Below are 23,209 nucleotides of genomic sequence, written 5' to 3'. Positions count from 1 at the left end.
GATCCTGATAGATGAATTGCATCAATCAGGGCTTATCGATGAGTTAGCATGTTCGTTTGGCTAAAAACTAGATATGGTTTTATCTTTGATGTGAGTTTCAATTTTTTATTTCAGTTAAAGGACTTACGAAACTCCAAAGGCGAGAATTGTGTCTTTGCTTTGAAGAGTTTACTGAAAGATTGAGAATGTTCAAAACCTAATTGATATGCAATTTCCGATATAGATAAATTTGTGGCAGTTAGATAATCTTTTGCTTTTTCAATTAATTTTCCGTGAATATGTTGCTGTGCATTTTGGCCCGTGAGTGATCGCAGTAAGTCTCCTAAATACCTTGGGGAAAGATTTAATTTCCCTGCCAAATATTCAACGGTAGGTAATCCTTTTTGTAATGTCACTTCTTGTTCAAAATAGTTATCCAATAGTCGCTCCATGCGTGAAAGTATATCGTGGTTTATTGCTTTTCGTGTGATAAACTGTCTCCCGTAAAAACGAGAGCAATAATTCAAAAGTAATTCTATAGTCGAAACAATAATGTTTTGACTGTGACCATCAATGTTTTCTTTCAATTCTAATTGTACCTTCAAGACACAATCGTACAATATTTGTTTTTCTTTCTCTGACAAATGAAGTGCTTCGGATATTTCATAAGAAAAAAAATGATACGCTTTCATTTTGCTCCCCAAAGATGTCGCTCTGATTAAATCTGCATGAAAATACAAACCCCAACCCAACATATTTCCTACATCTTCGATATCGTAATCCATCTCAATAATTTGATTTGGTGACATACAAATTAAACTTCCGTTTTGAAAATCAAAAACATGACGACCATACTTAATGTTGTTCTTTGAATAGTTTTTAAACATTATTGAGTAAAAATCTCCTGTGACTTTTGTTGCGCCACTTATATGTTCTTCCACTTCACTAAAATCAACAACCCCAACTAATGGGTGTTGGATATTTTGCTCTAATCGGAATAATTTAAATAAATCCGAAATGGTTTTTAAATGAATAAACTCACTCATTTTTATTAAAATATTTAATGCAAAGATAGCAACATAGTGCTGCCGGTATGTTGCTATCTGACCTTGTTTATAATTAATTGATCTTTAAACCGAATGCCTTTGCCATTACAATCGGATTGAAATACTCTGTATATTCAATTATTTGACCGTTCTCCAATTTGAAAGTCGCTAAATAATCATTTTCATATTTCCCTCCATTTTTCAATTCCATGTCACCCTTGAATTTGACAAAGAAGAAATTGGGATCTTCAGTTGCATAAATTTCCCTTGTAAACTTCATTTTACTAAAATAGGCGGTTAATCCGCTGAACTGATTGTAAATAGCCTCTGAGCCTTCTAAGCGGTTCGGAAACCCTTCGGGTGCATACGGTAATAATTGAACCGCATTTTCAGCAAAGACCTCTTTTATGGTTTCAAATTTTTGTGCTTCCATTGCACTGAAGAAACTGTCCACAACCTGCGTGTTTGATTTTGCTATTACTGACTGACTTTTAATTTGTTGAGCCATTGATTGGTTTGTAAAACTGGATAGCATTAAGATCATGAATAATGCTATTTTTAATTTTGAAATACTGTTCATCACTATGTTGTTTTTAATTGATTTTTATAACCTAAATTGTGCTTTCACTCCTCCAAAAAATGTTTCATCATCCGATTGCTTGCGGTTAGCAATAAACATTTTAGCGTCCTCGCCCGCGGTATATCTTAACTGATCTGTATTACCTTTTGCTGCCTCGTATATTACATTTGCAATTGACGTTCCCGATGCTGCATTCTGATACAAGGCAGGTAATGCTGCTAATACCTTATCTACGATTGGCTGATACTCAACAAGGGCTTCGTCGTTTGAAAAGTCTAAAGAACGGCTTGTAAAATCGGTAGCAATAGCCCCTGGCTCGATGATTTTTACCTTACCACCAAATTGCTCAACTTCATAATTTAACGCCTCTGAAATCCCTTCTACAGCAAACTTGGTTCCATGATATAACGAACCTAAAGGAAAAGCAAGCTTGCCTCCAATGGAAGAAATATTGATGATAACCCCACTTCTGTTCTGCCGGAAGTGAGGCAGTAATGCTTTAGTAACGTCTAATAGACCTATAACATTTGTGTTAAATTGTCGAATAATTCTCTCTCTTGAAAAAGATTCCAATGTACCATAAGCACCATACCCAGCATTGTTTACCAATACATCAATCTTTCCAAACTTCCGGATACCTTGATTTACTGCTCTTGTGATCGATTCTAAATCCAAAACGTCAAGCTTAGTAATTAAAACTTTTTCTGATGTCTTTAATTCGGTTTCATTTTCTGGGTTTCGCATCGTGGCGACTACATTCCACCCTTTTGACTGAAATAATTTTGCGGTTGCTTTTCCCAACCCTGCCGAAGCACCTGTAATTAAAATTGTCTTTTGCATATGCTTTATAAATTAAAACTGATGATGCAAAAGTCAGCAAAAGTCAAAAGTCTGCTGTTGCCAAATTGAGTTTGAATGTAGCTAAAATAGCGAAACTGCTGTAGGGAGAAGAGCTTATCATTGTTGGTTTTTGAAATGTTTGTTTTCAAGGAACAGAAACTAGAGCTGCTAATTGCCAAGTTATTTTATACTTTTCTTTTAGTTAAATGACTTTCTAAACTCCTTTGGTGAAAGTTTTGTCTTTGCCTTAAACAACTTACTGAAGGATTGTAAATGTTCAAAGCCAAGTTCGTAGGCAATCTCACTTACAGATAGATCTGAAGTGGATAGCTTTTCCTTAGCTTTCTCGATCAATTTTTGATGAATATGTTGTTGAGCAGTTTGTCCAGTCAATGATTTGAGTAAACTGGAAAGGTAAGTTGGTGAAAGGTTTAGATGTGCTGAAATGTATTGCACGGTTGGTAAACCTTTTGTCATTAAATCATCACTATTGAAGTAGCTAGAAAGTAGCTTTTCTAATCGGTCAAGAATTTGATGGTTGGTTATCTTTCTGGTTATAAACTGACGTTGATAAAAGCGCTCTGCATAATTCAACAATGTCTCTATAAGTGAAATAATAATGTCTTGGCTGAATTTATCAATGTTTGAATGATATTCTTGCTTTATGTTTGCAACAATATAATTGATAGTTGCTTCTTCTTTATCGGAAAGAAACAACGCTTCATTTATAGCATAATCAAAAAAATCATATTTCTTAATCTTTGTTGCTAATTGATAATTCCATAGAAAATCAGGATGAATCATTAAGATCCATCCTGATTGGTTAGTTACATCTTCTTTGAAAACTTCAATTCCAAACACTTGATTGGGTGCGACAAAAGACATAACTCCTTCGTCAAAATCGTATTGTTGCTGGCCGTATTGTAAGGTACCATTCAAATTACGTTTTACGGAAATGGAGTAATAGTCAAAAATGACACTTAACTTTTGGCCTCTTTCTTCTTCACTAAATTTCAGATCGGCATAATCAATAATGCTAATAAGCGGATGTTCGGGTTTAGGTAAATTTCGTGAACGATGAAACTCCGTAATGCTCTTTATTCTGCTTGCTTTCACGATATCAAATTTACTTTTTCTTTTTTTCTTTTTGCTTTTTCAAGGGTTTTGTCCATCAGGTTTAAGAAAAATTTTGGTGCAATTCTTCCCATGAAGTACAATGCCTTTGACATTCCAGGTTTGATCTCAAGTTTGTCATTCGTTATTCCCTTAATGGCAATTGCAACCATTTTTTCAACCTTCATTGCAGGTCCTGCACTTTCTTTATCTATGTCATTTGTAAAGGCGTTCATCAATGTCGTTTCGGTTAGAGGAGGTGCAATTTCAAACACTTTCACATTGGTTTTTTTGAGTTGCAAACGTAGGACTTTCGAATAGGCATGAACTCCTGATTTTGTTGCACTGTATACAGGAGATAGTGGGAAAGGTAGAAAAGCAAGACCCGAAGAAATATTTACTATTGCAGCAGATGTTTTTGTTTTTAAATGCGGTAAAAACTGGTGGTTTACTCTTATTACGCCAGATAAGTTAGTTTCAATTTCTTGGGTAATGTTTTCCAAAACTATGCTGGTGTCTCGCAGATTCAAATTACGCATAATTCCTGCATTGTTGATTATTATATTGAGTTCGGGAAATTGCTGCGTAACACTTTTATATAATTGTTCAATGTCTTGCGGTATGCTTACATCACTCTGAAAAATATGAACTTTTGGAAATTTCTTTTTAGTTTCCTTGAGTCTGTCAAGACTGCGACCTGTAATTATGATGTTTGCACCTTTTTCTGTTAGTTGTTTTACAAACTCTAATCCAATCCCGCTTGTACCTCCTGTAATAAGGATTGTGCTGTTATTTAGTTCCATTTCTCTGAATTTATGTTGGTACAAAGTTGCCATGAAGTGATTAAGAAAAGTTAGTCAAAATAACTTTTGTCTTAGCCAAAAAAATATCTGTTGGTTAGATTTGGCTGGTTTTTCTTGTTTATGTTTGATTTCTGTAACTTCGTTAATCTTATGAAAAAACCGAGAAGAATCCCTTAATTTGAGCTGATAGTGAGGTCTCAATTCTCTCAAGTCAGAGCCAATTTATCAATTTACTTTCTTAATTCTCACAACTAACCCCAACTTTGTTTCCTAAAAGTCCCTCAAACCTAATACCGCAACTTCTTGATCCACTAACAATATCTAATAAATCAATCATTAAATCCAGGGCATACTAGAAGCTAATCTCAATGAAAAGAGTAGGGGATACCACGCCCATACCAAAGTAAAATCTTCTAAATAAAACCAAAAACCAAAACAACCACTTCCTAAAATGCACCAATCATCCTACTATTCCACCTAGCAAACCCTTCACCCTGCAGATGTACGCCACGGCGCACAAGTCAGTCGATAAGCCATAAGCGCACACGGCGACCACTAACCTCCCGATAACTATCGGCGACCCTGATAGATTAATGCATCAATCAGGGATTTTTTTGAGGGCTTTTGGCTAGTGGTCTAAATTTTCTGGGTATTACTCTATTTTCAAGTTTCCTTCAATTTCTCTCGGTCTCTTACTTTTAAGTATATAGCAATAAGAGTTGTCTTCCGCAATTGCTATATGGTTTGTTTTGTTGTATTCATTTAAAAGACTTTCTTCTTTAATTAGTCTCAATTTCCAGTTTGGAAACGATGGTGGGCTCTGAAAAGATTGAGCCATTTGAGATGGACTCTGACTTTGAAGTCCTAGAACGAATTTTTTAAAGTATTCTCTGAAGTACTCATGATTTATGCAGTATTCTACTTCTCTGAATCTATCAATTAGTCTTCTTTTTGTTGATTTGGCAATATGCCAATATGACCACCAATAAGAGTAAAATTCATATTCGCCATTGACTTCAATTGTTAATAGGGCACGCCTTATGTCGTTACCTAGATCTTTTTCATTATCAAAATAGGTGTTAAATACATCAGCAATTGAAACGAATAAATCAGCATTGAAATTTTCAGGATTTAAGTCATAACTTATGCAATGAAACAGAAAATCTATCTTTCCACGAAGCAACTCATTGTCTTCAGCTTTGAAGATCATTTCCTTAAGACCGCTGTCGTGCTGAATGAGTCTTGCTTTTTCTATTTCTTCGTTTATTTGATCGCGAGCGTATTGAGATTTTAATGTTGGTTTTTCTGAAAGAAACTTATATATGTCTTCACATCCATCTGAAAGTTCATTGATAAGATTAATTACACCATCAAAAGACTGAGGACTCCTGACTATATCTGGCCTTGAGCCATCTTTATCAATGTCAGCCCTAGAAACAATATTTCGAATTACACGCATCCAATCTTGATAAATGTCATTTGAACCATGTTCATTCTTTTTGAAAAATACCGATTCAGCAAAGAAGAGTACCTTTTGAGTATAAGTAGCACTATCCCTTTGAATTGTGGATGAAGAATTATCATCATAAACTATCATAGATAATATAGAGCTCTTTGGGGCATGTCTCCACATCGGGAAAGGAAGCTTTTGACTTAAGTAATTTGTCAGAATTACTTTTTCACTGTAAGCATTAAGAGTAGATGTAAGATGCTTAAAACTTCTTTTGGAATAGTGATTGGGCCTAACTTGAGATGGATCTTCTTGAAGTTGATTTAGAAATTCAATTCTTGATTCAGTTGAGTTTAGTCTTTCAACTGAATGCATTATCATAGCAATAGCAGATACGAATCGTGTTTGCGCAGCGTCTACAGTATCCTCCTGCCTGAAATGATCCCAGAAAAAGTCTGTCCAATCATTGTCTATTTTAGTACTAAAGCATTCAGATAAGGGAAGATCTTCTTCCCAGTTCTCTTCATCAATGCGTTTTTGGAAACCCGCCTTAAAATTTTCAAATGGAGTCAGTAACTTTCCTCTTGCATTCATTTTGATGTACAGATCATCTGTCAATCCCATGTTTTCAAGCTCAACAAAGTAAAACTCGATAAGATTAGATGAAATTTTATCATACAAATTTTCTAAGGCGAAGAAGATTTCGTGAATTGCATCGATTGTTCTAAGCATAGCATCAATTGTTGGATCTCTAACCCATGAAAGGTAGAACCAATTTTCGTCAATTATGGCTTCACTTAATTTTTGATTATCGGGTATTTTTTGAATTGACTCTTCAACTAGTGCCTTACAAAATTCACGTGAAGAGATCCTGGTTTCGTAAGAAAAACGTGTCAGTAAATCACGAATGTCCTTATTGTTTGAATTACAATCTTTTATGATTGCGTACCAATGAAGTAGGAATAATGTGGTAAGTCGTTGCTGACCATCTAGAGGTTGAAATTTTCCATCAATTACACTTCCATAAATGAAGTCAAGCTTAATAGGATCCGAATTTATTAGGCAGGAATGAAGAGCATTGAGAAAGTTATGTCGAATTTCTTTTTGACTTTCACGACCTTGTGCATAGTCTCTTTGAATAATTGGAATTTGAACCTCATAGTCTTTTAGAAGGTCTAGGAAATTCAAAATACGACCTGTGTAGTTTTGTGAATTAATCATTGGTTTCCAAATATTTATCTAGTACTGCGTAAAGGTCTGTTTCATAATTCTCTCGGTCTTCATCTGTCCAAAAGGATATTTTTGGGGGGTATTCACTAAAATATTTTAGGAAAACATTTTTTGTGCAAATTGGAATAAAGATACCTGCTTTATCTCTGCTAATAATCGTCTTTCTTTTCAATGGAAAAACTGCGTTTTTATATCCTCTATTAGTTTCTGAATCCAAAAGTGTCAGATTGGAAATGTCATTTATTGCATCATCTCCCAGTTCAGAATTGAAATGGGAAACAATGTCTTGAAAAAGGGCTTTAAAATCTTCTTCGTTGTTTACATTACATTTTTCAGCTCTTTCTTTGAGACTTACACCTTCTGGTTTTGCGTCATCTATGAAGACTATTGCATCATCCAGCCAATGGTTTCGATTTCTGTCGGGAATAGCATCTTTAATTGAGGTAATATGTTCTATATCCCAGCTTTCGGTTTTAAAAAGGTTAAAAGGAAAATAGGAGTTGTCATCTGGACTATTGAGCATTGTGAGAATATTGTAAAGAAGTAAGGCCTTTCTTACCTCTTTCTTATCTTGATATTGAAGGTTCTCCAAATCTATATTCTTCATTGAGGAAGTAATCAATTTGTCTAGGCAGGCTCCGAATTCGTTTTTTGTTAAATTATTTGATTCCTTATATAACCTTTCAATAGATATTTCATTCACGGTTATTAAGAATCCAATTTTATGATACCATTCTCTTTTTGAATACCATTCGTTAAACCGTTGATAATATCCTTTAATTCTTTTCCAATTCTCTTCAATAGTGATTTGACTACTATTTGTAAAAAGCCTTGAGAAATATCTAAAAGTGGAGTAAGGGTCTTTATGATCTTTTTCTTCATTCATCAAGTTGAAGATGAATTCAATTCGATTTATTTGAGTTTTATCACCTGTTAAAAAATACCATAATCGATCATTCTGAAGACTGTGTTCAATGTTGTCCCAATCTGATGAAATTTCAAGTTGTTTTAGCCTAAGCTGCTCCGGGTTTGCACCTAAAAAGTTTGAACTATTAAGGAAGAGTGCTTTTATGAGCTCACTATTTGTTAAGGGGATCTTTCCAATATTAATTCTAGTGAAAATAGAAATAGGGTTTTCAGTTTTCGATTCGTACCAAATAATTTTTGAGTTATATCGAAACTTAGAACCAAACTCCTGTTTATCAAAGTTTATTCTTCTCTCTTCGAACCATTTTGCTATTGTCTGATAAGCTTGTGAGATATGAAAAAAATCGGAATTAGTTTCATTTAAGATTTCTTCATTCAAATCTTCTAAAAATTTAGAAGTTTCCATTCTTGTCTGATACTCAAGTTCAAACAGTTTTTCTCTTCGGTTTTCGACAAAGTCTTGATTGAGATAATGTAGTATTAAATAGATAGTGGTCAATCGCTGCTGTCCATCTATTACCTCAAACTTTTTTGAAGAGGAATTAATTTCCTTTATAACGATAGGTTGAAGGCAATACCAAGTTTTTTCATCAGAGATGTTTATAACTCTTGGCTTGAACTCATTGATATCGTTCAAAAGGTCAATTACCTCTTTTCTTGTCCATTTGTAACCTCGTTGATATGAGGGCACAAAAAACGAATATTGATTAAGTTCACTTACAGTTCTTAATTCTAATAAATTGTCCATTCAGTTTATTATTTGAGTATTTTCATGGTGTCAATGTTTGTATAAAGCTTCTCATTAAGTCCACAGAGTCTTTTAATTGTTGAAATGTATATCTTGTATTGTTTGTGTTTTCTGGGTGATGAATTTGATGCCTTATGTAATCTGTCAATACAACATTCTCAACCACTATCGTAACACCGTCTTTTCTAAGTCTATTGTATAGCATTGTCGGTTTTCCACCTTTGTAGTTTGTCATTTCAGCTTCTAACTCAATATAACCATACAATTCGTTGTGGTATTCTTCTGTAATTTCTGAAAACGCAAGAAAATTTACTTCATTTAAAGAGGGATATGGAAGTCTGTTTGGTAATATTTTCTCAATCGTTTTCGTTGAACTGTCTGATTTTACAAGTCTTAGATGCTGAAATTCTAGTTCCTTTACCAATGTTGCACTATGAGTAGTAATAATAACTTGGGTGTTTGGCGAATTAGATAAGTCCAAAAATGCTTTAATGAGTTTTTTCTGATGGTCGGTGTGTTGTGAGGTTTCAGGTTCTTCTATTGCGTAAACAATACTTGGAATATTTTCAGAAAGTTTTCTTCTTTCAGCTTCGGCTCTAAAAAAGTTCAATAGTATAAGTCTTTTTACTCCGCTTCCCCTTTTGTTTATAGGTATGTTTTCATCACCTGCAATAGAAACGTTTTTGAAAACATCAGTCCATTTCAAGCTGTCATTTGATGGAATTACTGGATTTAAACTGCTTGCAATCTCGGGATTCATTTCCTGAATTTTTGCTAAAGTCCTTGATGCAACATCTTGTAATTTGGTTTTTACTTCAATTGCGATTTCGTCAAACTTTGCTTTTAATGCTGTATCATTTAAAATCTGTTTAACAGCTTCCTTTAATGGGTCTTGGATTTCATTGTCTCCATCACTATTTTTTCTGTCAGACTGAAACAAAGAGTAGAGAGGTAAATAGGTTTTTAGTTTATCCCAAATTGATTTCGTGTCTCCTTTAGTAACGTCAATTTCAATCTCTCCCAACTGCAAATCGGAGATAAAATGTTGCCATATCGCATTTCTCATTACTGCGTTTATTGTCTGATTACTGCAAGTAATTGAATTGTCTTTAATGATTTTTTGTAGGTCAGTATTTTTCTTTTGCAAAAGGTCTTTGCAATTGTTGCTTGTCGGATGGTTTGCCTTTACAAAAACTTTTTCTTTAGAACCATTGGAATACTTTTTAATGATTTCAAGTTGATTGTTTGAATTTAAAAGATATTCGTTTTGAAGTGTAGTTTGATTCGTGTTGTCAATTACAATACTTGTTGGCAATTCCTCAAAACAAACGGAAATAACTGTTTCCGTGTCTCCGTCTGCGAGAGCTTGTTTATTTACATCGTCTTTGTCGAGTTTGATTACACCTTTGCTGTCATTGAAGAAAATGTCTAGCGCTTCTAATACTGTTGATTTACCAATATCGTTTTTTCCAACAAATGCGGTTAAGTCTCCAAATTCGATTTCAACTTCGTCTTTATAACTCCTAAAATTCTTTATTTTTATGGTCTTTATTTTCATAGTTCAATATCCTGTTTTGGTGTCAGTTAAGCTTGCTACCTACTTATAAATCTATCTGGAAAAACCATCCCTTATTTACCAGTAATAAGAAAATTTTCTGATTTCCCCTAAACCTACCAAATCCCTCTCAAACAAAAAATACCCCGATAAGGGTATTTTTACTAAAAAAGTGATAGTATTTCAGGTTAGATGAGATGAATTTTAAGACTTGTTAGGATTTTGCTTCAAACCAGTAATAATTCACCAGCTTTTTCCCTAGTTCACCGTTCTTAAGAATGATTTTCCTCTTTTCAGCTTTAAGAAATCCCGTTTTAACAAGATTGACTAGTTTTCCAGATAGGAACTCACTTGAATAGTTATATCCTAATTCATTAAATTTTTGAATCCAATTTTGAGTCAGATTTTATACTTTTCCTGAATCATTTTATTGATGACTTCCAAAATTTTGTTGTAATCAGTACCTATAAAGATTGCCAATTTAATAATTTCCTCAATTGAAAAATTTTCAGGGTTCCTTAGTTTTTCTAAAAAGGTATAGTAACCCATCTGCATAGCTCTTGAAAGGTTAGTAGGTTTAATCTCTTGAAGTCTTGAAAGGGACTTGACTGCTCCCTGATTAAAAAGTGCACCTATTTCTTCAAATTCTTCATTGAATTCAACTTCATTAATTTTTTTCTTTTTGTCTTTGCCTCTCATTATTTTTAAATCTGGCATAACAATCTTACTTCTAAAAGGAAAATTAATAAATAAGAAATAAATATTTTTAAAATAGAATTTTTATGATATATTTGAATATAGAATATTGATTTAAGAAAAACATACGCAGTACCTTTAATTAGGAACTGCTCAATGAGTCTCGTCACAAAATCTGGTAAATTTTCCGCACGAGAGTTCAAAGAGTGGTCCCGTCCCTTATATTTGTAAATATAGGGCGGGCACTCCTTGTTTCTTTTGTGCGGCTATCCTAAGATAGAGGCTTTACCAGAGCCATGTGACATTAGAATTTGGAGATTTGCCCGCCCTTCCATTTTTTGGAAGAAGAGCCCTTCTATTCTAAACTCTCGTTTTAATATTTTCCATTCATGAAAGCGAGCAAAATATACAGCCACCTGATTATCAAACCCTACTCCGATTTATCCGGAATGGCAGAGCTGTGCTTGATTGCTTTGAGATCTGAATCAGGAAAAAAACAACAGTCTGACCAGACAGAATCCCTCAAACCAACAGAAGATCCAGGCCTCTCAGCCTTCGACATCCTCTTTGAGCGCAAGCCCAAGAACCCTATCTAAACCTACTTTACCTAATGCGAGACAAGGTATCTACTCAGATATGTTTTTCCAAGGTCGATACGCCATGGATGTCCTTGCACCTTTCCGATCCTATCGCTACTGCAGGAGCAGCATCGGAAAGTCTATAATCCCATCTTCTTAGCCGCTAGAAGCACTTACTTGTTTCTGCATCCCTTTGGAAAAAACACAGTCTTTTTTCTTGCTGGGAAGAGTATGCCTTTTGGGAAGAGACAAGAGGCTAGAAACAAAGCTTGCCTCGATGAATATCGGGGATACAAGATAGGGTAGTGTGAAGAATTAAGCGCTGTCCTAATGAATATCAGGGACTTAACACTTAACGATTTAACGCTAAACGTATTAACACTCAAAACCCCAATCCCGAGTATCAGGACAAGTTCTAAAATCCCGAGGATCGGGACAAGTTCCTACAATAAAAAAGCCTGTGCAGCTACGGGGTATATGTTTAACAATAAACCAAGTGATGCTAAACTGGGTTTGTGGCGAACCTCATACGCCATGCCCGTACTGCCAGGTCTTTTTTTAGACTCAAGGTGAGATGCGAGAAGCTAAGACTGCTCCAGTAGATCGCTTAACGATTTAACACTTAACGCTTAACATTTAACACTTCTAAAACCCAAATAAATATGCTTACAGAAACACCAATCAAACCAAAGGGTAGGAGAGAAGAGCTCAGTCCGATGCCTCAGCCTCTACCAAGTGGGAACTATAGGCCATTGATCAATATCCTGATTATCAAAAGTGAAAGCCTTACTACAGAATCAATTTCTCATGCTTTAAAAGATCACTAACTCATGAATATGAAAAAGCAATTTACAATACTGATTACCATGCTGCTGTCTATTTATGCTTTCGGACAGCAGAAACTTGAACCTTTAGACATTGGAGACAAACTTCCCAATATCAAGTTTGAGAATGTACTAAACCATCCAGATGGAGAAATATCAATTTCCGATTACAAAGGCAAGCTTCTGATCCTTGACTTTTGGGCGACTTGGTGTGCTCCCTGTGTGGCTAGTTTTCCGAAGCTCGATAGCTTGGACAAAGCCTTTGGCGATGATCTAGCAATCCTTCCAGTGACTTATCAGAGTCAGGAGGAGGTGGAGAAGCTCTTTTCCCGAATGTCCAAGCTTAAGGAGATTAAGAAGCCTATGGTTTATGGGGATAATACGCTGAGAGAACTTTTTCCACACAGTTCACTTCCTTATTATGTCTGGATAGATCAGGAGGGAAGAGTATTTGCATTTACATACTCCGATGAGGTGAATTCAATTAATATCCAAAATGCGGTTAATGGTGATTATTCCGAAATCAGAAACGATAAGCAGCAAGCAAATGTATTTGAAAAAAGTATTTCTCTCAGGGATCAAATTCCTGAGTTGAGTGAATCTATCTATCAGTCTGGATTATGGGGATATATTCCTGGGTTTCCTTCCATGGCATCCATAAGTACTTATTTTGAAAAAGGAGATCACAATATTAGGATATACCTCACAAATGTCCCCTTGACTGTTTTATTCAGGTATGGACATAGAGATGATGGCAAATCACTGAATAGCAAGAATGTAGATGTTAGAATCAAGGATGATTTCTATTTTAAAGATTTGGAAAAGATGTCAACAACAGAAATGACTGAGTGGACAAAGAATTATACATTCACTTACGAACTGGAAGTTGCCAGAGAACATAAGGACAAAATATGGGACATTTTTAAAGCTGATTTAGGACTGATGTTCCCACAATACAAGACAGAGAAGGAGCTTCGAGTTGTCCCTTGCTATGCCCTGATTACCTTAGACGGTTTTTCTCCAAAAACGAAAGGAGGACAGCCAATAGATAATGTAACGCCTTATGAGGCTCTCTTACAGAATAAGAACCTTGGTTTTCTGGTTGGGCATCTCAATCTGAAATACCTACAGCATTTGGACAAAGTGCTCATTGATCAAACAGGTTATAATAAACCACTGGATTTGCATCTACAGTGCAATATGTCTGATATTGAATCTATTAAAGCTGCCTTGATTCCTCACGGATTGGATATAATAGAAACGACAACAGAGCAGGAGTTCCTTGTGATCTCTAAAAATCAAATTTCTAGCAACCAAATCCCATAATTCCCATGAGAAAATTCTACTTCATCATATTATTATTGACATGTTTCTTGTTTGAAAGTTTGGCTCAAGACATCACTACCTTAATGGGACAAGTGAAAAGCCAGAGAGATGGGTTATCATTACCCGGTGCAATTGTGACCCTAAAAGGAGAATCAAAAGCTGCTATAGCAGATGCAGATGGCTTATTTACTTTAGATTTACCAAATGGAGAATCGGTAATATTAGTGAGTTATATTGGTTTTGAAACATTTGAACTAAAACTAATATTGCCTTACGAAGGATTGTTGCAGATTAGTTTGGAAGAGGTAGGGCTGGACATTGATCAAATAGAAATCGTATCTACCGGCTATCAGCAACTTCCAAAAGAAAGAGCAACTGGCTCATTCGCATATGTAAGTGAAGAACTGATCAACCGTAGAGTATCTACAAACCTAATAGATAGGCTAGCAGATGTGACGTCTGGCTTGACACTCAACAGGTCTAATGCTGATCCTATTGGTATTAGGGGGAGAAGTACGCTATTTGCGAATCCTAATCCTTTGATCATCATTGATGATTTCCCTTATGATGGACCTTTGGAAAACATCAACCCAAATGATGTGGAAAGCATTACTGTGCTCAAAGATGCTGCTGCATCTTCTATCTGGGGAGCTAGAGCTGGAAATGGTGTTATAGTTATCACTACAAAAAAAGGAAATGTGAAGTCTCCATTGAGGGTTAGTTTAAACACCAATATAACCATAACGGAAATGCCTGACTTTTTTTATAGACCACAGATGTCGGTCAATGATTACATAGACACAGAAATAACCCTTTTTAACAATAACTTTTTCAACTCCAGGATCAACAATCCAAGAAGGCTGGCATTGAGTCCCGTTGTAGAACTTCTCCTGAGCCAAAGAAATGGAGAGATTACAGAAGCTCAAATGAACCAACAGATCAATGCATTCCGACAGTTTGATTCAAGAGACCAATTCGGACTTTTTTATCAAAATCAAGTCTTCAGCCAAACAGCACTAAATCTAAGTGGTGGATCAGAATACTTTCAATTCAATACTTCGATCGGATTTGACGAAAATCAATCTTCTTCTTTGGGAGATCAGAACAATCGATTTACCATCAATAGCAATCAGACAATTCATCTGTTAAACAATAGGCTAAAAATAAACTCTGCAATAAACATGGTTCAATCCGTGTCCAAAAATAATAGCATGGATCCATCTAGGTTTATGTTGTCAAGTACAGACCCAAGGATGTATCCTTATGCAGCTTACCAAGGCTCATCAGGAGAAGCACTGGAACTACCTAGAGACTACAGGGTTTCATATTTGAACAGTCTAGAGGAAGCAGGACTGAAAGATTGGTTTTTTAGACCGCTACAAGAGCGTGACTTGATGGATGACATGACAAGGCAGAACGAAATCCGGCTTAACCTCAATACAAGCTACAAAATCCACGAAAACCTGACAGCTGATCTTCGGTATCAATATTGGACTAATAGAACCAACCGAAGCGAAATTATTCACCCTGATGCATACGAGGCCCGCAATCTATTTAACAGCTTCGCTTATTTGGATAATGCTGGAACTATCCAGAGTCACATTCCAGAAGGAGGCATATTCAATCAAAGACTTTCGGAGGGTTTGAGTCATACTTTTAGAACAAATCTTACCTATAGCAATATATGGGATACAAATCATCGATTGACGGCGTTGGCTGGATATGAGGCAAAAGACCTTCAAAGAATGGGTCATAACTCCAGACAATACGGTTACAACCCTGAGATAGCAGGTGTAAGTCCTGTAGATTACATGGGGAATTTCCCTATGTATTTTGCTCCAAATGTCGTACAGAGGATTCCCTTTGGAGAAAGTCAAACAGGAATTGTGGATCGATTCATTTCCTATTTTGCCAATGCTGGATATGAATATAAAAGCAGGTATATACTATCACTATCGGCAAGAAAGGATCAGTCTAACTTGTTCGGAGTTGAAACAAATATGCGTGGTGTTCCACTCTGGTCAGCTGGTTTGGGCTGGATTATTTCTGATGAAAATTTCTTTGACTCAGGACTTTTTCCTTACCTGAAAGTTAGGGCTACTTATGGATATAGTGGTAATGTAGATAATTCATTGTCTGCCTATACTACAGCAAGGTTCAGTCCGAGTAGTCCTTTTACAGGTTTGCCATTTTCAACAGTTGTCAATCCACCCAACCCAAACCTAAGATGGGAAAGGCTTAATATGCTTAACCTTGCAATAGACTTTTCTACCAAAAACAATAGGATCAGCGGAACACTTGAGTATTATCACAGAGCAGGAGAAGATATGATTGGTTTTGCTGCTGTGGCACCTTCTTCAGGAGTAAGAAACTTCCGAGGGAATACTGCCACCATCAAAGGAGAGGGTGTTGATATTGAATTGAATAGCTTGAATATTGATAGGGCTTTGAAATGGAGTACATCCTTTTTGTTCAACTTCTACCAAGATGAAGTAACAGGATATAACACTGAACACCCGATTAATACCATCTTGAATTTTGGTCTCAGCTCTATGTATCCAGTCACTGGGTACGGGATGTTTCCGGTTTTCTCTTATCGATGGGCTGGGTTAGATCCAGACAACGGTAATCCTCAGGGGATCCTGGATGGTGAAGTTAGCACAGATTACTTGGGCATTACTAGAGATACTGGCCTTGAAGATTTAGTATATCATGGAACAGCCAGACCTAATGTGTTTGGGGCATTGAGGAATGATTTCTCTTGGAAAGGATTCAGTCTGTCTGTTAATCTTACTTATAGGTTGGGCTATTATTACAGAAGAGAATCCATTATTTATAGTAACCACAGAGGGCTAGGAGGACATGGTGATTATGCCCAAAGGTGGCAAAACCCAGGCGACGAGTTAATTACCAATGTGCCATCAATTCCTAATGCCACCAATACAAACAGGGATAATCTATACACATTTTCAGAAGCTCTCGTAGAGCCTGGAGACCATATTAGGCTACAGGATATTCGATTGGCTTACTTCTTTGATAAGGGCAGATGGTCAGGACTTCCTTTCAGAAATGCAGAAATCTATTTCTATGCCAATAATCTGGGAATACTTTGGAAGGCAAGCAAGGATCCAATTGATCCCGATTTCAGATCCATGAGACCGCTCAGAAGCTTGGCAGGAGGTGTGAGAATTAACTTCTGATTTACATGTCCCAAATACTTATCAATGGAAAATCTAAAACTAAAAATTAAAAACCGATGAGAAAACATATATGTATTATTGCTGTCACCTTATTAACATTAGGATGTCAAGGATTTTTGGATGAAAAACCTCAAAAATCACTTGTAGTACCATCCACGCTTTCTGATTTGCAAGCATTGATGGACAACGAACTGTTACTGATGAACCTTTCTCCTGGAATACCGACAATTTTATCTGATGAGTATTTGCTCAAGGAGGACATTCTTCAAAGTATCGCTGAACCATCGGAAAGAAATGGATATGTATGGGCAGACGACTTATACGAAAGTGGCACCAATGTAGATTGGATCGGAATGTATGAGCAGATATTCTATGCTAATGTTGTTTTGGAAACATTGGAAACAATAGAAAGAACTCAATCAAACAGCGTCCAATACGATCAAATAAAAGGAAGTGCGGTTTTTTACAGAGCACATGCCTATTTCAATTTATTAACCTTATTTGCTGCAATGCCCCAAGATGGAGTAGAACTCGAAAAGTATGGCCTGATATTCAAGGAATCTGCTGCTATAGAGAATCCTCCTTTTAGACTTTCTGTATCTGAATCTTATGCTTTTGTTGAAGCTCAGCTACAACTTGCCGAAGGATTGCTGCAGGAAGTAAATAGTTTTAAAACTAGACCTTCCAAGCTGGCTGCAAAGTCAATATTGGCAAGGTTCTACTTATTCCAAGGAGAGTTTTCAAAAGCTGAAGATGCTGCGGAATATGTTTTGGACAGGTATAATGTTTTAATTGATTATCATCAAATCGATCCCAGTGCTGCTTCTACATTCATAAGGTTCAATAATGAAGTGATTTACCACTCGAATACAATTGACTACTTATCTAGCTTTATTGGGGAAATATCTCCAAGGCTCTATGACAAATATGAACATGAAGATCTAAGAAAATCAAGGTTTTTTAATGTTGACCAAAGTACAGGAAGGGTAACCTTCAAAGGAAGCTATACTGGCTTGTTTACGTTGTTTAGTGGAATGACTACAGCAGAGCTATATTTGATATTATCAGAATGTAAAATTAGAAATGGCAGTATTCAAGAAGGATTAGAACTTCTAAATGCTTTGAGAAAAAATCGATATGAAGCTTCTACTTTCACTGAAGTTTCATTTACAGATCCTACTGAATCACTTCGAGAGGTATTTGAAGAAAGAACGAGGGAACTGGTATTAAGAAGCTTAAGCTGGTATGACCTAAGAAGATTAAATCATGAACCAGACTTTCAAAGGATCTTAACAAAAGAAGTCGGTTCCAAAACATACACTCTTATGCCAAATGATTTGTATTATATCCTACCATTAATTGATGTTGAAATCCAGACCTATGGACTAGAGCAAAACCCATAATTCAAGTGGAGGACATTGCCCTCCACTTGATATGAAAATTTAAGCTTTATGGAGCTGGTGTATATATGCCAAACATTTCACTATCTTCGACTACCTCACCCAATTCAGGGTCATTGTCGACAAGTTGAACAGTACAGATTGGGGATGACCCAATGCAAGTGTAATGTGTCCCAATTTGACCCTCGACCAATGTCCATTCGTTATCAACCAATCTAAATCTTGGCTCATCTTCATTCTTCGGCGTCGTAAACGCAAACGCCGCAATCACTGCAAGTATCACAAAACTTGCTTTTATTACATTTTCAATGTAATTTTTCATAACATTATTAATTATAGTTGTTAATAGACCACCGGTCGTTTTGGATTTCCTCCCTGGCGGGGGAGGAATGTTTTCCTTTGGAGAGGGACGATCGGTGTTTTTTTATCCCCCTGCTGGTGTCCGGCAACTACCTGGTAGCTTCACGGACCGATCTCATTTTTTTTAGTAAAAGTTACCATTGTTGAATTAACCCTGCTTGTTCTGCATGAAAATAACCCCAGAAGTGCGATGAAGAGGAGTATAATATTGAACACCAAATGCTCTCCCCAACCTAAGGTTGAAATGATTCCTCCACAAGAGCATGGAACCCTTTCAAATACTCCCAGAATGATTAGGGAGATATACCCTGTGAATAAGGTCATCAGGATAATGGAAAGCCTTAATCCCAATTTTGTGGTATGGTTTAATAGTAGCAAGACAGCTATTATTATTTCTATAGGTGGAAGCACATATAGCAGGATATCTGCTAACCAAATCGGAAATACCTGGTTATACAATGATCTCTTCGTACCTTCCCAATCATATACCTTACTGACAGCTGTATAGATAAAGACCATGGCCAGTATCCACGAACAAATTTTTGCTATAGTATAATGGTATAATTTCATCTTCTTATCCTTTTTCGTTTTATCCCATGCTTCAAAGCAATGGAATGTTAATATGTAATCTGTAGTGCAAGATTTTTGTGTTATCATATGGGTTATCTTACTGGATTATTCACTTGATTTTTAATTGATTATTGATTGAAGTTAGGGGTAAATGAAATGGCTCGAAAATTATTGGGCTGTTAATTTCTATGATTTCCTAAATAAGGTCTGTGGGAAGCTTATTTAGGAAATGGAAGGCGGAAATTTGCTTTTGTCATATTTTTTTCGTAATAGAATTCAAATACTAAGTTGTCAAAATATAAATTAATCATATTCATATGCATTACTCCTCTTTGGGGTTGTGCCGTCTTTTTTGATGAAAAACCACAAAAAGCATTGGTTGTCCCTGATAATGTGGAAGATCTTTGGACGCTATTGATAGTGATTTTAATGTAATGGGTTATGAACCGATTTATCCTGAAGTAGCATCTGATAATTACTTATCTCTAGGTCAGAACTTTACTTCATTTGGAGCAGTAGCAAAGAAGGCTTATTTGTAGAGAGAGGAAATTTTGACAGTAATAGATCTTTTGAATGGAGCGGCCTCACCACAGGTTTTTTATGCAAATGTTATATACCTCACCTATAGCACCAAATTCCATGTTTTTGGATACTGTACTTAATAAGCAAATAACAGGTGATGATTTAAGAAAAGTGATGTTTTTGAATACACCTAATCCTCATGGAATGTCTACTTTTAAAGGGTCATATACGGGTGGAACTCGTCCTTTCACTGGCTTATCTATTGATGAACTGTATCTTACTTTAACTGAGTGTTATGCTAGATTAGGTAGAGAATTTGAAGCAAATGAAACATTGGCTTTATTCAAAATTAAATGGTATAAGCCAGAATATATAGAACACTTAGAACCATTATTAGGCAAAGAGTTGCTGACTGAAATAATGATAGAAAGGAGAAAACAACTGTTTTTTAGAGGGATAAGATGGATCGATTTGAAGAGGGTAGGGTTTGACCCCGAACATTTTGTCACTTTAGAAAAACATTTGATAACCAAGTATATAATTTACTGTCTTTAAATAATCGATATGCATTTCTGATTCCTGAAAATGAAATTCAAATCTCAGGTATTCAACAAAATAATCGACAATAAAAAAGAGCGATCAAACATGATCGCCTTTTTGGTAATCTAAATACTTATAATAATCATTGGAATGCACCCTCCTGAATAGTTGCAGGTATTGGTCCACCAAACTGATCAAGTTCTATTGTACACAATACTTGTTCTTGCAAGTTACAGTTGTAAGGCTGGCCTGGTGGAATGGGATCCTGAGAGATTTCCTGTGTTACAAGATCATAAGAATGTGCAGGATTATTAGAGATTGGCCCTGTAAAAGCCAAGGGCATTGTTGCTCCGAGCACTAACCCGAGTGCTGGAAGCAACGATGTTACTTTTTTTATTTCAAGGCTAAAAAGCTATTGTAATTTTTTTTTGATGGCAGATAATCAGCTGTTTGATAAAATGGCTTTTTGATTCCCAGTGTTGGTAAAATGACGTTTTGTTGGACTGATTTTTCAAATTAAAATTTAGAGCTCTACTTTTTTTGCTGATAATTTATTATATTAATTTCTTAATTATAGACTTAAGTTGTCAATTGATGGGTAAGAATATAAAATATAAATTGGACATTGGCTTTTACGCTCATAGGCATGGAATGATTTTTAGAGCAGCTTTCCAAGAGATTTTTGAGCATGCAAAACAAGTTGTTTTTCAACAAGGAAAGCAAATCAAATTCCCCTATGCGGATGTCCCTCACCTGATCTTTGTACATGAAGGTGCTGTATTGGGAACGCTATCCTATGAACAAAAAATAGTTTACAAATCAATCAAATTGATGCAATCTATTTTTTTAACTGACCCTACTGGCTATTTCAAAAAGAAAGTGGATACCCATGAATGGGTTGCTGTTAATAAGGTATCTCTAACTGCTATTCCAATAGACTATTTAATGGAATCTTTGAAGTCTGTTGATGGTGCCCCAGATAAACTAAGCAAACATATCAAAAAAGTAATCAAATCTGATTACAGGCAGTACCAGCAAATGCAAGAGCATGATACTTTAAGTGACAAATTGGATTTTTTAATCAAAACCAATCCGTTATTATTCCAAATTGCAAGTAAGTATTTGGCTGTGTTTATGAATATCTCTCAAAATGATCTTTCTAAAGCCATCCTAACATGGGCAATCAAAAATTTTGGTATTCAAAAAAATGACGATACGAATTAGCTTGCTAAACTGAGTTAGTTTTTAGCTTAAACCTTTTGTTGTATTTTTATGTTTTTAATCTACCTAAATGCCCTGATCCACAAAACTTGCAATGGTAACAGTTGAGATCCAAGAGTTGGTCACGAACGAATTTTCCCCTATTCCCGATAGAATAATTGTACCTGGAAAAGACTAGCCATGCGGTTGCTTCAGATGGATATTTATTTTTCCCAAAGCAAGCAACCAATTCATGACGCATCATTTCATTTTCTTTTCCCAAATAGAAGTTCTGTTTCATCATTAGGCTTTTTCTTTAATTTAACCCTTTGAAACATATTTATCAATGATGTACCCTTTAGGAGTTGTACAAAAGAGCCTTTTGTACAAGCAGTTGTATAAAATTGGGTTTTGATATTCTGGGATTTTTTAGGAGAAGTTGCTAAGTTTTATTAGAATTAAAAAGGATGAAGCAAAAGTGGAATTTTCGCTTTATAGTTATCGATACAAATGATACTAATTTTTTTTTTTTTTCAATTCAACTTTCTCAGTAAAGGAATGAAAATTATCCACCCTGAAATAAAGTTAAATGACTGGCTCAAAAACCCATATATCGGATTTACAGTTGTTCATCCGGAGGATAAAGAAGATGTTCAAAAGGCAATAATTAAATCTGTAAGGGTTGAAAAGAAACTTTGTCATGAATATAGAGTAAAGCACAATGATGACTATAAATGGCATGCTTTGAATGCAATGCCTTTAAAATAAGAAAATGGAACGACCATTATGTATGGTTCACTTTCTGATGTTTCACATCATTTTCAGTATGAAGCAGCCTTGGAACAAATATCCTTTGATATATCACATGTACTGCGCAGGCCCGTGACAACCATGCTGAGCATAGTTAATTTACTTGAATCTGAAGATTCTTTAACTCATGAGAAAATCCTTGAATATTCAGGCTTTTTTAAAACCATAACAAATGAACTTGAAAACTTCACAAGAGATCTTAATCAAATATATGCAATAAAAAAAATAACAACTAATTAAAGTTGAACCAATAATTTTGCTTACAAATAGTTCTTCTCATCCAGAGAAATTCCCGCATCTGTGAGCAATGAATACAGGTAAGCTGCTTTTTTGGGGCCAACATTCCTGAACTCAAGAAGCTCCTTGGGCGCTGTAAAAGAGAGTAGTTTCACCAGGTCACCAAGTGTGATCTGTGAACCATTGTTAGGAATGCCCAAGGATAGTCGTTTCCCATCCGATCCCAAACACGATATCGCAAATTTAAGTGAGTAGTAATAGTTTACATTCAATTGATCACTCAAAAAGTTAAAACCTGGTTCATCCCAGCTTTTTGATAAATGCTTATGTTGTGGTTTAGCCTTTTTCCAGTTAATCCTATCACAAATGAATAATTCTTGGGATCTTTGTTTCAGTCCTGCTAGCGAGTGCAATCTGTTTAATTTGAATCCGGCAATAGGTATAAACGAGATCATGCATAACGGTTCCTGCGTAGTCTTTTTTGATCCCCAAGGTAAATCCTTGTAAAATGAATAATCAAAAACACCGTGCTTGTATCTTTCAAATTGAAAGTTTTCTTTATCTTCAGTATTGCTGTGTACAATATCGTATTTTTCATCATCCAGAAGAGTCGTTGATAAGGGATTGGAGGTTAGCTTTTGCATGGGATCATGTGCTTTAGAAAGTTTGTGAATT

Annotated in this window: 23 protein-coding genes; 10 read left to right on the top strand and 13 right to left on the bottom strand. The window is 35.7% G+C overall.

Features of this window, described 5'->3' with window-relative positions; all coding sequences use genetic code 11:
• Positions 1-110 precede the first annotated feature (110 nt).
• The 9 genes from MM239_RS01990 to MM239_RS01950 all read right to left on the bottom strand — a co-directional run bounded on the left by MM239_RS01990 (position 111) and on the right by MM239_RS01950 (position 10,988).
• The gene (locus MM239_RS01990) at positions 111-1,025 is read right to left on the bottom strand and encodes a helix-turn-helix domain-containing protein (protein ID WP_241346153.1); all 915 of its coding nucleotides are present in this window, start codon (positions 1,023-1,025) and stop codon (positions 111-113) included.
• Between the two features lie 73 nt (positions 1,026-1,098).
• Positions 1,099-1,605, bottom strand: a complete 507-nt coding sequence (locus MM239_RS01985; protein WP_241346152.1) for a nuclear transport factor 2 family protein — start codon at positions 1,603-1,605, stop codon at positions 1,099-1,101.
• A gap of 24 nt (positions 1,606-1,629) precedes the next feature.
• Positions 1,630-2,445 carry an SDR family oxidoreductase gene (locus tag MM239_RS01980; RefSeq protein WP_241346151.1) on the bottom strand — a complete coding sequence of 272 codons (816 nt, stop codon included), beginning with the start codon at positions 2,443-2,445 and terminating at the stop codon, positions 1,630-1,632.
• Between the two features lie 198 nt (positions 2,446-2,643).
• A complete protein-coding gene (locus MM239_RS01975) occupies positions 2,644-3,564 on the bottom strand; it encodes a helix-turn-helix domain-containing protein (protein ID WP_241346222.1) in 921 nt (306 codons plus the stop codon).
• Positions 3,558-4,361, bottom strand: a complete 804-nt coding sequence (locus MM239_RS01970; RefSeq protein WP_241346150.1) for an SDR family oxidoreductase — start codon at positions 4,359-4,361, stop codon at positions 3,558-3,560. The genes MM239_RS01975 and MM239_RS01970 overlap by 7 nt, the downstream gene beginning before the upstream one ends.
• Positions 4,362-5,013: 652 nt before the next feature.
• A complete protein-coding gene (locus MM239_RS01965) occupies positions 5,014-7,032 on the bottom strand; it encodes a DUF262 domain-containing protein (RefSeq protein WP_241346149.1) in 2,019 nt (672 codons plus the stop codon).
• Complete coding sequence (locus MM239_RS01960; RefSeq protein ID WP_241346148.1) at positions 7,025-8,716, bottom strand: DUF262 domain-containing protein; 1,692 nt, start codon at positions 8,714-8,716, stop codon at positions 7,025-7,027. The genes MM239_RS01965 and MM239_RS01960 overlap by 8 nt, the downstream gene beginning before the upstream one ends.
• A 22-nt stretch (positions 8,717-8,738) precedes the next feature.
• Positions 8,739-10,274 carry an ATP-binding protein gene (locus MM239_RS01955; protein ID WP_241346147.1) on the bottom strand — a complete coding sequence of 512 codons (1,536 nt, stop codon included), beginning with the start codon at positions 10,272-10,274 and terminating at the stop codon, positions 8,739-8,741.
• Positions 10,275-10,670: 396 nt separating this feature from the next.
• Positions 10,671-10,988 (bottom strand): hypothetical protein, encoded by a 318-nt coding sequence (locus tag MM239_RS01950; RefSeq protein WP_241346146.1) that lies wholly within the window; start codon positions 10,986-10,988, stop codon positions 10,671-10,673.
• Between the two features lie 368 nt (positions 10,989-11,356).
• On the opposite strand from MM239_RS01950, the gene MM239_RS01945 reads away from it, so the two are divergent.
• The 5 genes from MM239_RS01945 to MM239_RS01925 all read left to right on the top strand — a co-directional run bounded on the left by MM239_RS01945 (position 11,357) and on the right by MM239_RS01925 (position 18,298).
• Complete coding sequence (locus MM239_RS01945; RefSeq protein WP_241346145.1) at positions 11,357-11,563, top strand: hypothetical protein; 207 nt, start codon at positions 11,357-11,359, stop codon at positions 11,561-11,563.
• A gap of 644 nt (positions 11,564-12,207) precedes the next feature.
• Complete coding sequence (locus MM239_RS01940) at positions 12,208-12,372, top strand: hypothetical protein (protein ID WP_241346144.1); 165 nt, start codon at positions 12,208-12,210, stop codon at positions 12,370-12,372.
• 9 nt (positions 12,373-12,381) lie between these two features.
• The gene (locus MM239_RS01935) at positions 12,382-13,695 is read left to right on the top strand and encodes a TlpA family protein disulfide reductase (RefSeq protein ID WP_241346143.1); all 1,314 of its coding nucleotides are present in this window, start codon (positions 12,382-12,384) and stop codon (positions 13,693-13,695) included.
• Positions 13,696-13,700: 5 nt separating this feature from the next.
• The gene (locus MM239_RS01930; RefSeq protein ID WP_241346142.1) at positions 13,701-16,895 is read left to right on the top strand and encodes a SusC/RagA family TonB-linked outer membrane protein; all 3,195 of its coding nucleotides are present in this window, start codon (positions 13,701-13,703) and stop codon (positions 16,893-16,895) included.
• Between the two features lie 56 nt (positions 16,896-16,951).
• Entirely contained in the window at positions 16,952-18,298 is a 1,347-nt protein-coding gene (locus MM239_RS01925) for a RagB/SusD family nutrient uptake outer membrane protein (RefSeq protein WP_241346141.1), read from the top strand.
• A gap of 46 nt (positions 18,299-18,344) precedes the next feature.
• Here MM239_RS01925 and MM239_RS01920 read toward each other — a convergent pair whose 3' ends face one another.
• Together MM239_RS01920 and MM239_RS01915 are read right to left on the bottom strand one after the other, a co-directional pair.
• The gene (locus tag MM239_RS01920; protein WP_241346140.1) at positions 18,345-18,617 is read right to left on the bottom strand and encodes a DUF6520 family protein; all 273 of its coding nucleotides are present in this window, start codon (positions 18,615-18,617) and stop codon (positions 18,345-18,347) included.
• Positions 18,618-18,757: 140 nt separating this feature from the next.
• Positions 18,758-19,225: a MauE/DoxX family redox-associated membrane protein gene (locus tag MM239_RS01915; protein WP_241346138.1), complete on the bottom strand. Its 468-nt coding sequence runs from the start codon at positions 19,223-19,225 to the stop codon at positions 18,758-18,760.
• Positions 19,226-19,629: 404 nt separating this feature from the next.
• Here MM239_RS01915 and MM239_RS20940 point away from each other — a divergent pair, with 404 nt between their 5' ends.
• The gene (locus tag MM239_RS20940; RefSeq protein WP_262918396.1) at positions 19,630-19,764 is read left to right on the top strand and encodes a hypothetical protein; all 135 of its coding nucleotides are present in this window, start codon (positions 19,630-19,632) and stop codon (positions 19,762-19,764) included.
• Between the two features lie 61 nt (positions 19,765-19,825).
• Complete coding sequence (locus MM239_RS01910) at positions 19,826-20,302, top strand: RagB/SusD family nutrient uptake outer membrane protein (RefSeq protein ID WP_241346136.1); 477 nt, start codon at positions 19,826-19,828, stop codon at positions 20,300-20,302.
• A gap of 127 nt (positions 20,303-20,429) precedes the next feature.
• Here MM239_RS01910 and MM239_RS01905 read toward each other — a convergent pair whose 3' ends face one another.
• Positions 20,430-20,666 carry a hypothetical protein gene (locus MM239_RS01905; protein ID WP_241346134.1) on the bottom strand — a complete coding sequence of 79 codons (237 nt, stop codon included), beginning with the start codon at positions 20,664-20,666 and terminating at the stop codon, positions 20,430-20,432.
• Between the two features lie 215 nt (positions 20,667-20,881).
• Between MM239_RS01905 and MM239_RS01900 the strand changes: the two genes are divergently transcribed.
• From MM239_RS01900 to MM239_RS01890, 3 genes are all read left to right on the top strand, one after another.
• Entirely contained in the window at positions 20,882-21,511 is a 630-nt protein-coding gene (locus MM239_RS01900) for a hypothetical protein (RefSeq protein WP_241346133.1), read from the top strand.
• A 534-nt stretch (positions 21,512-22,045) separates the two neighbouring features.
• Positions 22,046-22,255 (top strand): PAS domain-containing protein, encoded by a 210-nt coding sequence (locus tag MM239_RS01895; protein WP_241346131.1) that lies wholly within the window; start codon positions 22,046-22,048, stop codon positions 22,253-22,255.
• A gap of 18 nt (positions 22,256-22,273) precedes the next feature.
• Positions 22,274-22,537 (top strand): hypothetical protein, encoded by a 264-nt coding sequence (locus MM239_RS01890; protein ID WP_241346129.1) that lies wholly within the window; start codon positions 22,274-22,276, stop codon positions 22,535-22,537.
• Positions 22,538-22,557: 20 nt separating this feature from the next.
• Here MM239_RS01890 and MM239_RS01885 read toward each other — a convergent pair whose 3' ends face one another.
• A complete protein-coding gene (locus MM239_RS01885; protein WP_241346127.1) occupies positions 22,558-23,178 on the bottom strand; it encodes a hypothetical protein in 621 nt (206 codons plus the stop codon).
• Between the last annotated feature and the right edge of the window lie 31 nt (positions 23,179-23,209).

The sequence above is a fragment of the Belliella filtrata genome, assembly GCF_022549775.1.
Taxonomy (GTDB): Bacteria; Bacteroidota; Bacteroidia; order Cytophagales; family Cyclobacteriaceae; genus Belliella; species Belliella filtrata.
The sequence above is the reverse complement of the archived record's forward strand: the minus strand, read 5'-3'. Positions and strand labels throughout refer to the sequence as shown.

Excerpts from the sequence above, each read along its gene's own strand:
- MM239_RS01990 (WP_241346153.1), bottom strand. The coding sequence starts at position 1,025 with ATGAGTGAGTTTATTCATTTAAAAACCATTTCGGATTTATTTAAATTA.
- MM239_RS01985 (WP_241346152.1), bottom strand. The coding sequence starts at position 1,605 with ATGAACAGTATTTCAAAATTAAAAATAGCATTATTCATGATCTTAATG.
- MM239_RS01980 (WP_241346151.1), bottom strand. The coding sequence starts at position 2,445 with ATGCAAAAGACAATTTTAATTACAGGTGCTTCGGCAGGGTTGGGAAAA.
- MM239_RS01970 (WP_241346150.1), bottom strand. The coding sequence starts at position 4,361 with ATGGAACTAAATAACAGCACAATCCTTATTACAGGAGGTACAAGCGGG.
- MM239_RS01965 (WP_241346149.1), bottom strand. The coding sequence starts at position 7,032 with ATGATTAATTCACAAAACTACACAGGTCGTATTTTGAATTTCCTAGAC.
- MM239_RS01960 (WP_241346148.1), bottom strand. The coding sequence starts at position 8,716 with ATGGACAATTTATTAGAATTAAGAACTGTAAGTGAACTTAATCAATAT.
- MM239_RS01955 (WP_241346147.1), bottom strand. The coding sequence starts at position 10,274 with ATGAAAATAAAGACCATAAAAATAAAGAATTTTAGGAGTTATAAAGAC.
- MM239_RS01950 (WP_241346146.1), bottom strand. The coding sequence starts at position 10,988 with ATGCCAGATTTAAAAATAATGAGAGGCAAAGACAAAAAGAAAAAAATT.
- MM239_RS01945 (WP_241346145.1), top strand. The coding sequence starts at position 11,357 with ATGAAAGCGAGCAAAATATACAGCCACCTGATTATCAAACCCTACTCC.
- MM239_RS01940 (WP_241346144.1), top strand. The coding sequence starts at position 12,208 with ATGCTTACAGAAACACCAATCAAACCAAAGGGTAGGAGAGAAGAGCTC.
- MM239_RS01935 (WP_241346143.1), top strand. The coding sequence starts at position 12,382 with ATGAAAAAGCAATTTACAATACTGATTACCATGCTGCTGTCTATTTAT.
- MM239_RS01930 (WP_241346142.1), top strand. The coding sequence starts at position 13,701 with ATGAGAAAATTCTACTTCATCATATTATTATTGACATGTTTCTTGTTT.
- MM239_RS01925 (WP_241346141.1), top strand. The coding sequence starts at position 16,952 with ATGAGAAAACATATATGTATTATTGCTGTCACCTTATTAACATTAGGA.
- MM239_RS01920 (WP_241346140.1), bottom strand. The coding sequence starts at position 18,617 with ATGAAAAATTACATTGAAAATGTAATAAAAGCAAGTTTTGTGATACTT.
- MM239_RS01915 (WP_241346138.1), bottom strand. The coding sequence starts at position 19,225 with ATGAAATTATACCATTATACTATAGCAAAAATTTGTTCGTGGATACTG.
- MM239_RS01910 (WP_241346136.1), top strand. The coding sequence starts at position 19,826 with ATGCAAATGTTATATACCTCACCTATAGCACCAAATTCCATGTTTTTG.
- MM239_RS01900 (WP_241346133.1), top strand. The coding sequence starts at position 20,882 with ATGGGTAAGAATATAAAATATAAATTGGACATTGGCTTTTACGCTCAT.
- MM239_RS01895 (WP_241346131.1), top strand. The coding sequence starts at position 22,046 with ATGAAAATTATCCACCCTGAAATAAAGTTAAATGACTGGCTCAAAAAC.
- MM239_RS01890 (WP_241346129.1), top strand. The coding sequence starts at position 22,274 with ATGTATGGTTCACTTTCTGATGTTTCACATCATTTTCAGTATGAAGCA.
- MM239_RS01885 (WP_241346127.1), bottom strand. The coding sequence starts at position 23,178 with ATGCAAAAGCTAACCTCCAATCCCTTATCAACGACTCTTCTGGATGAT.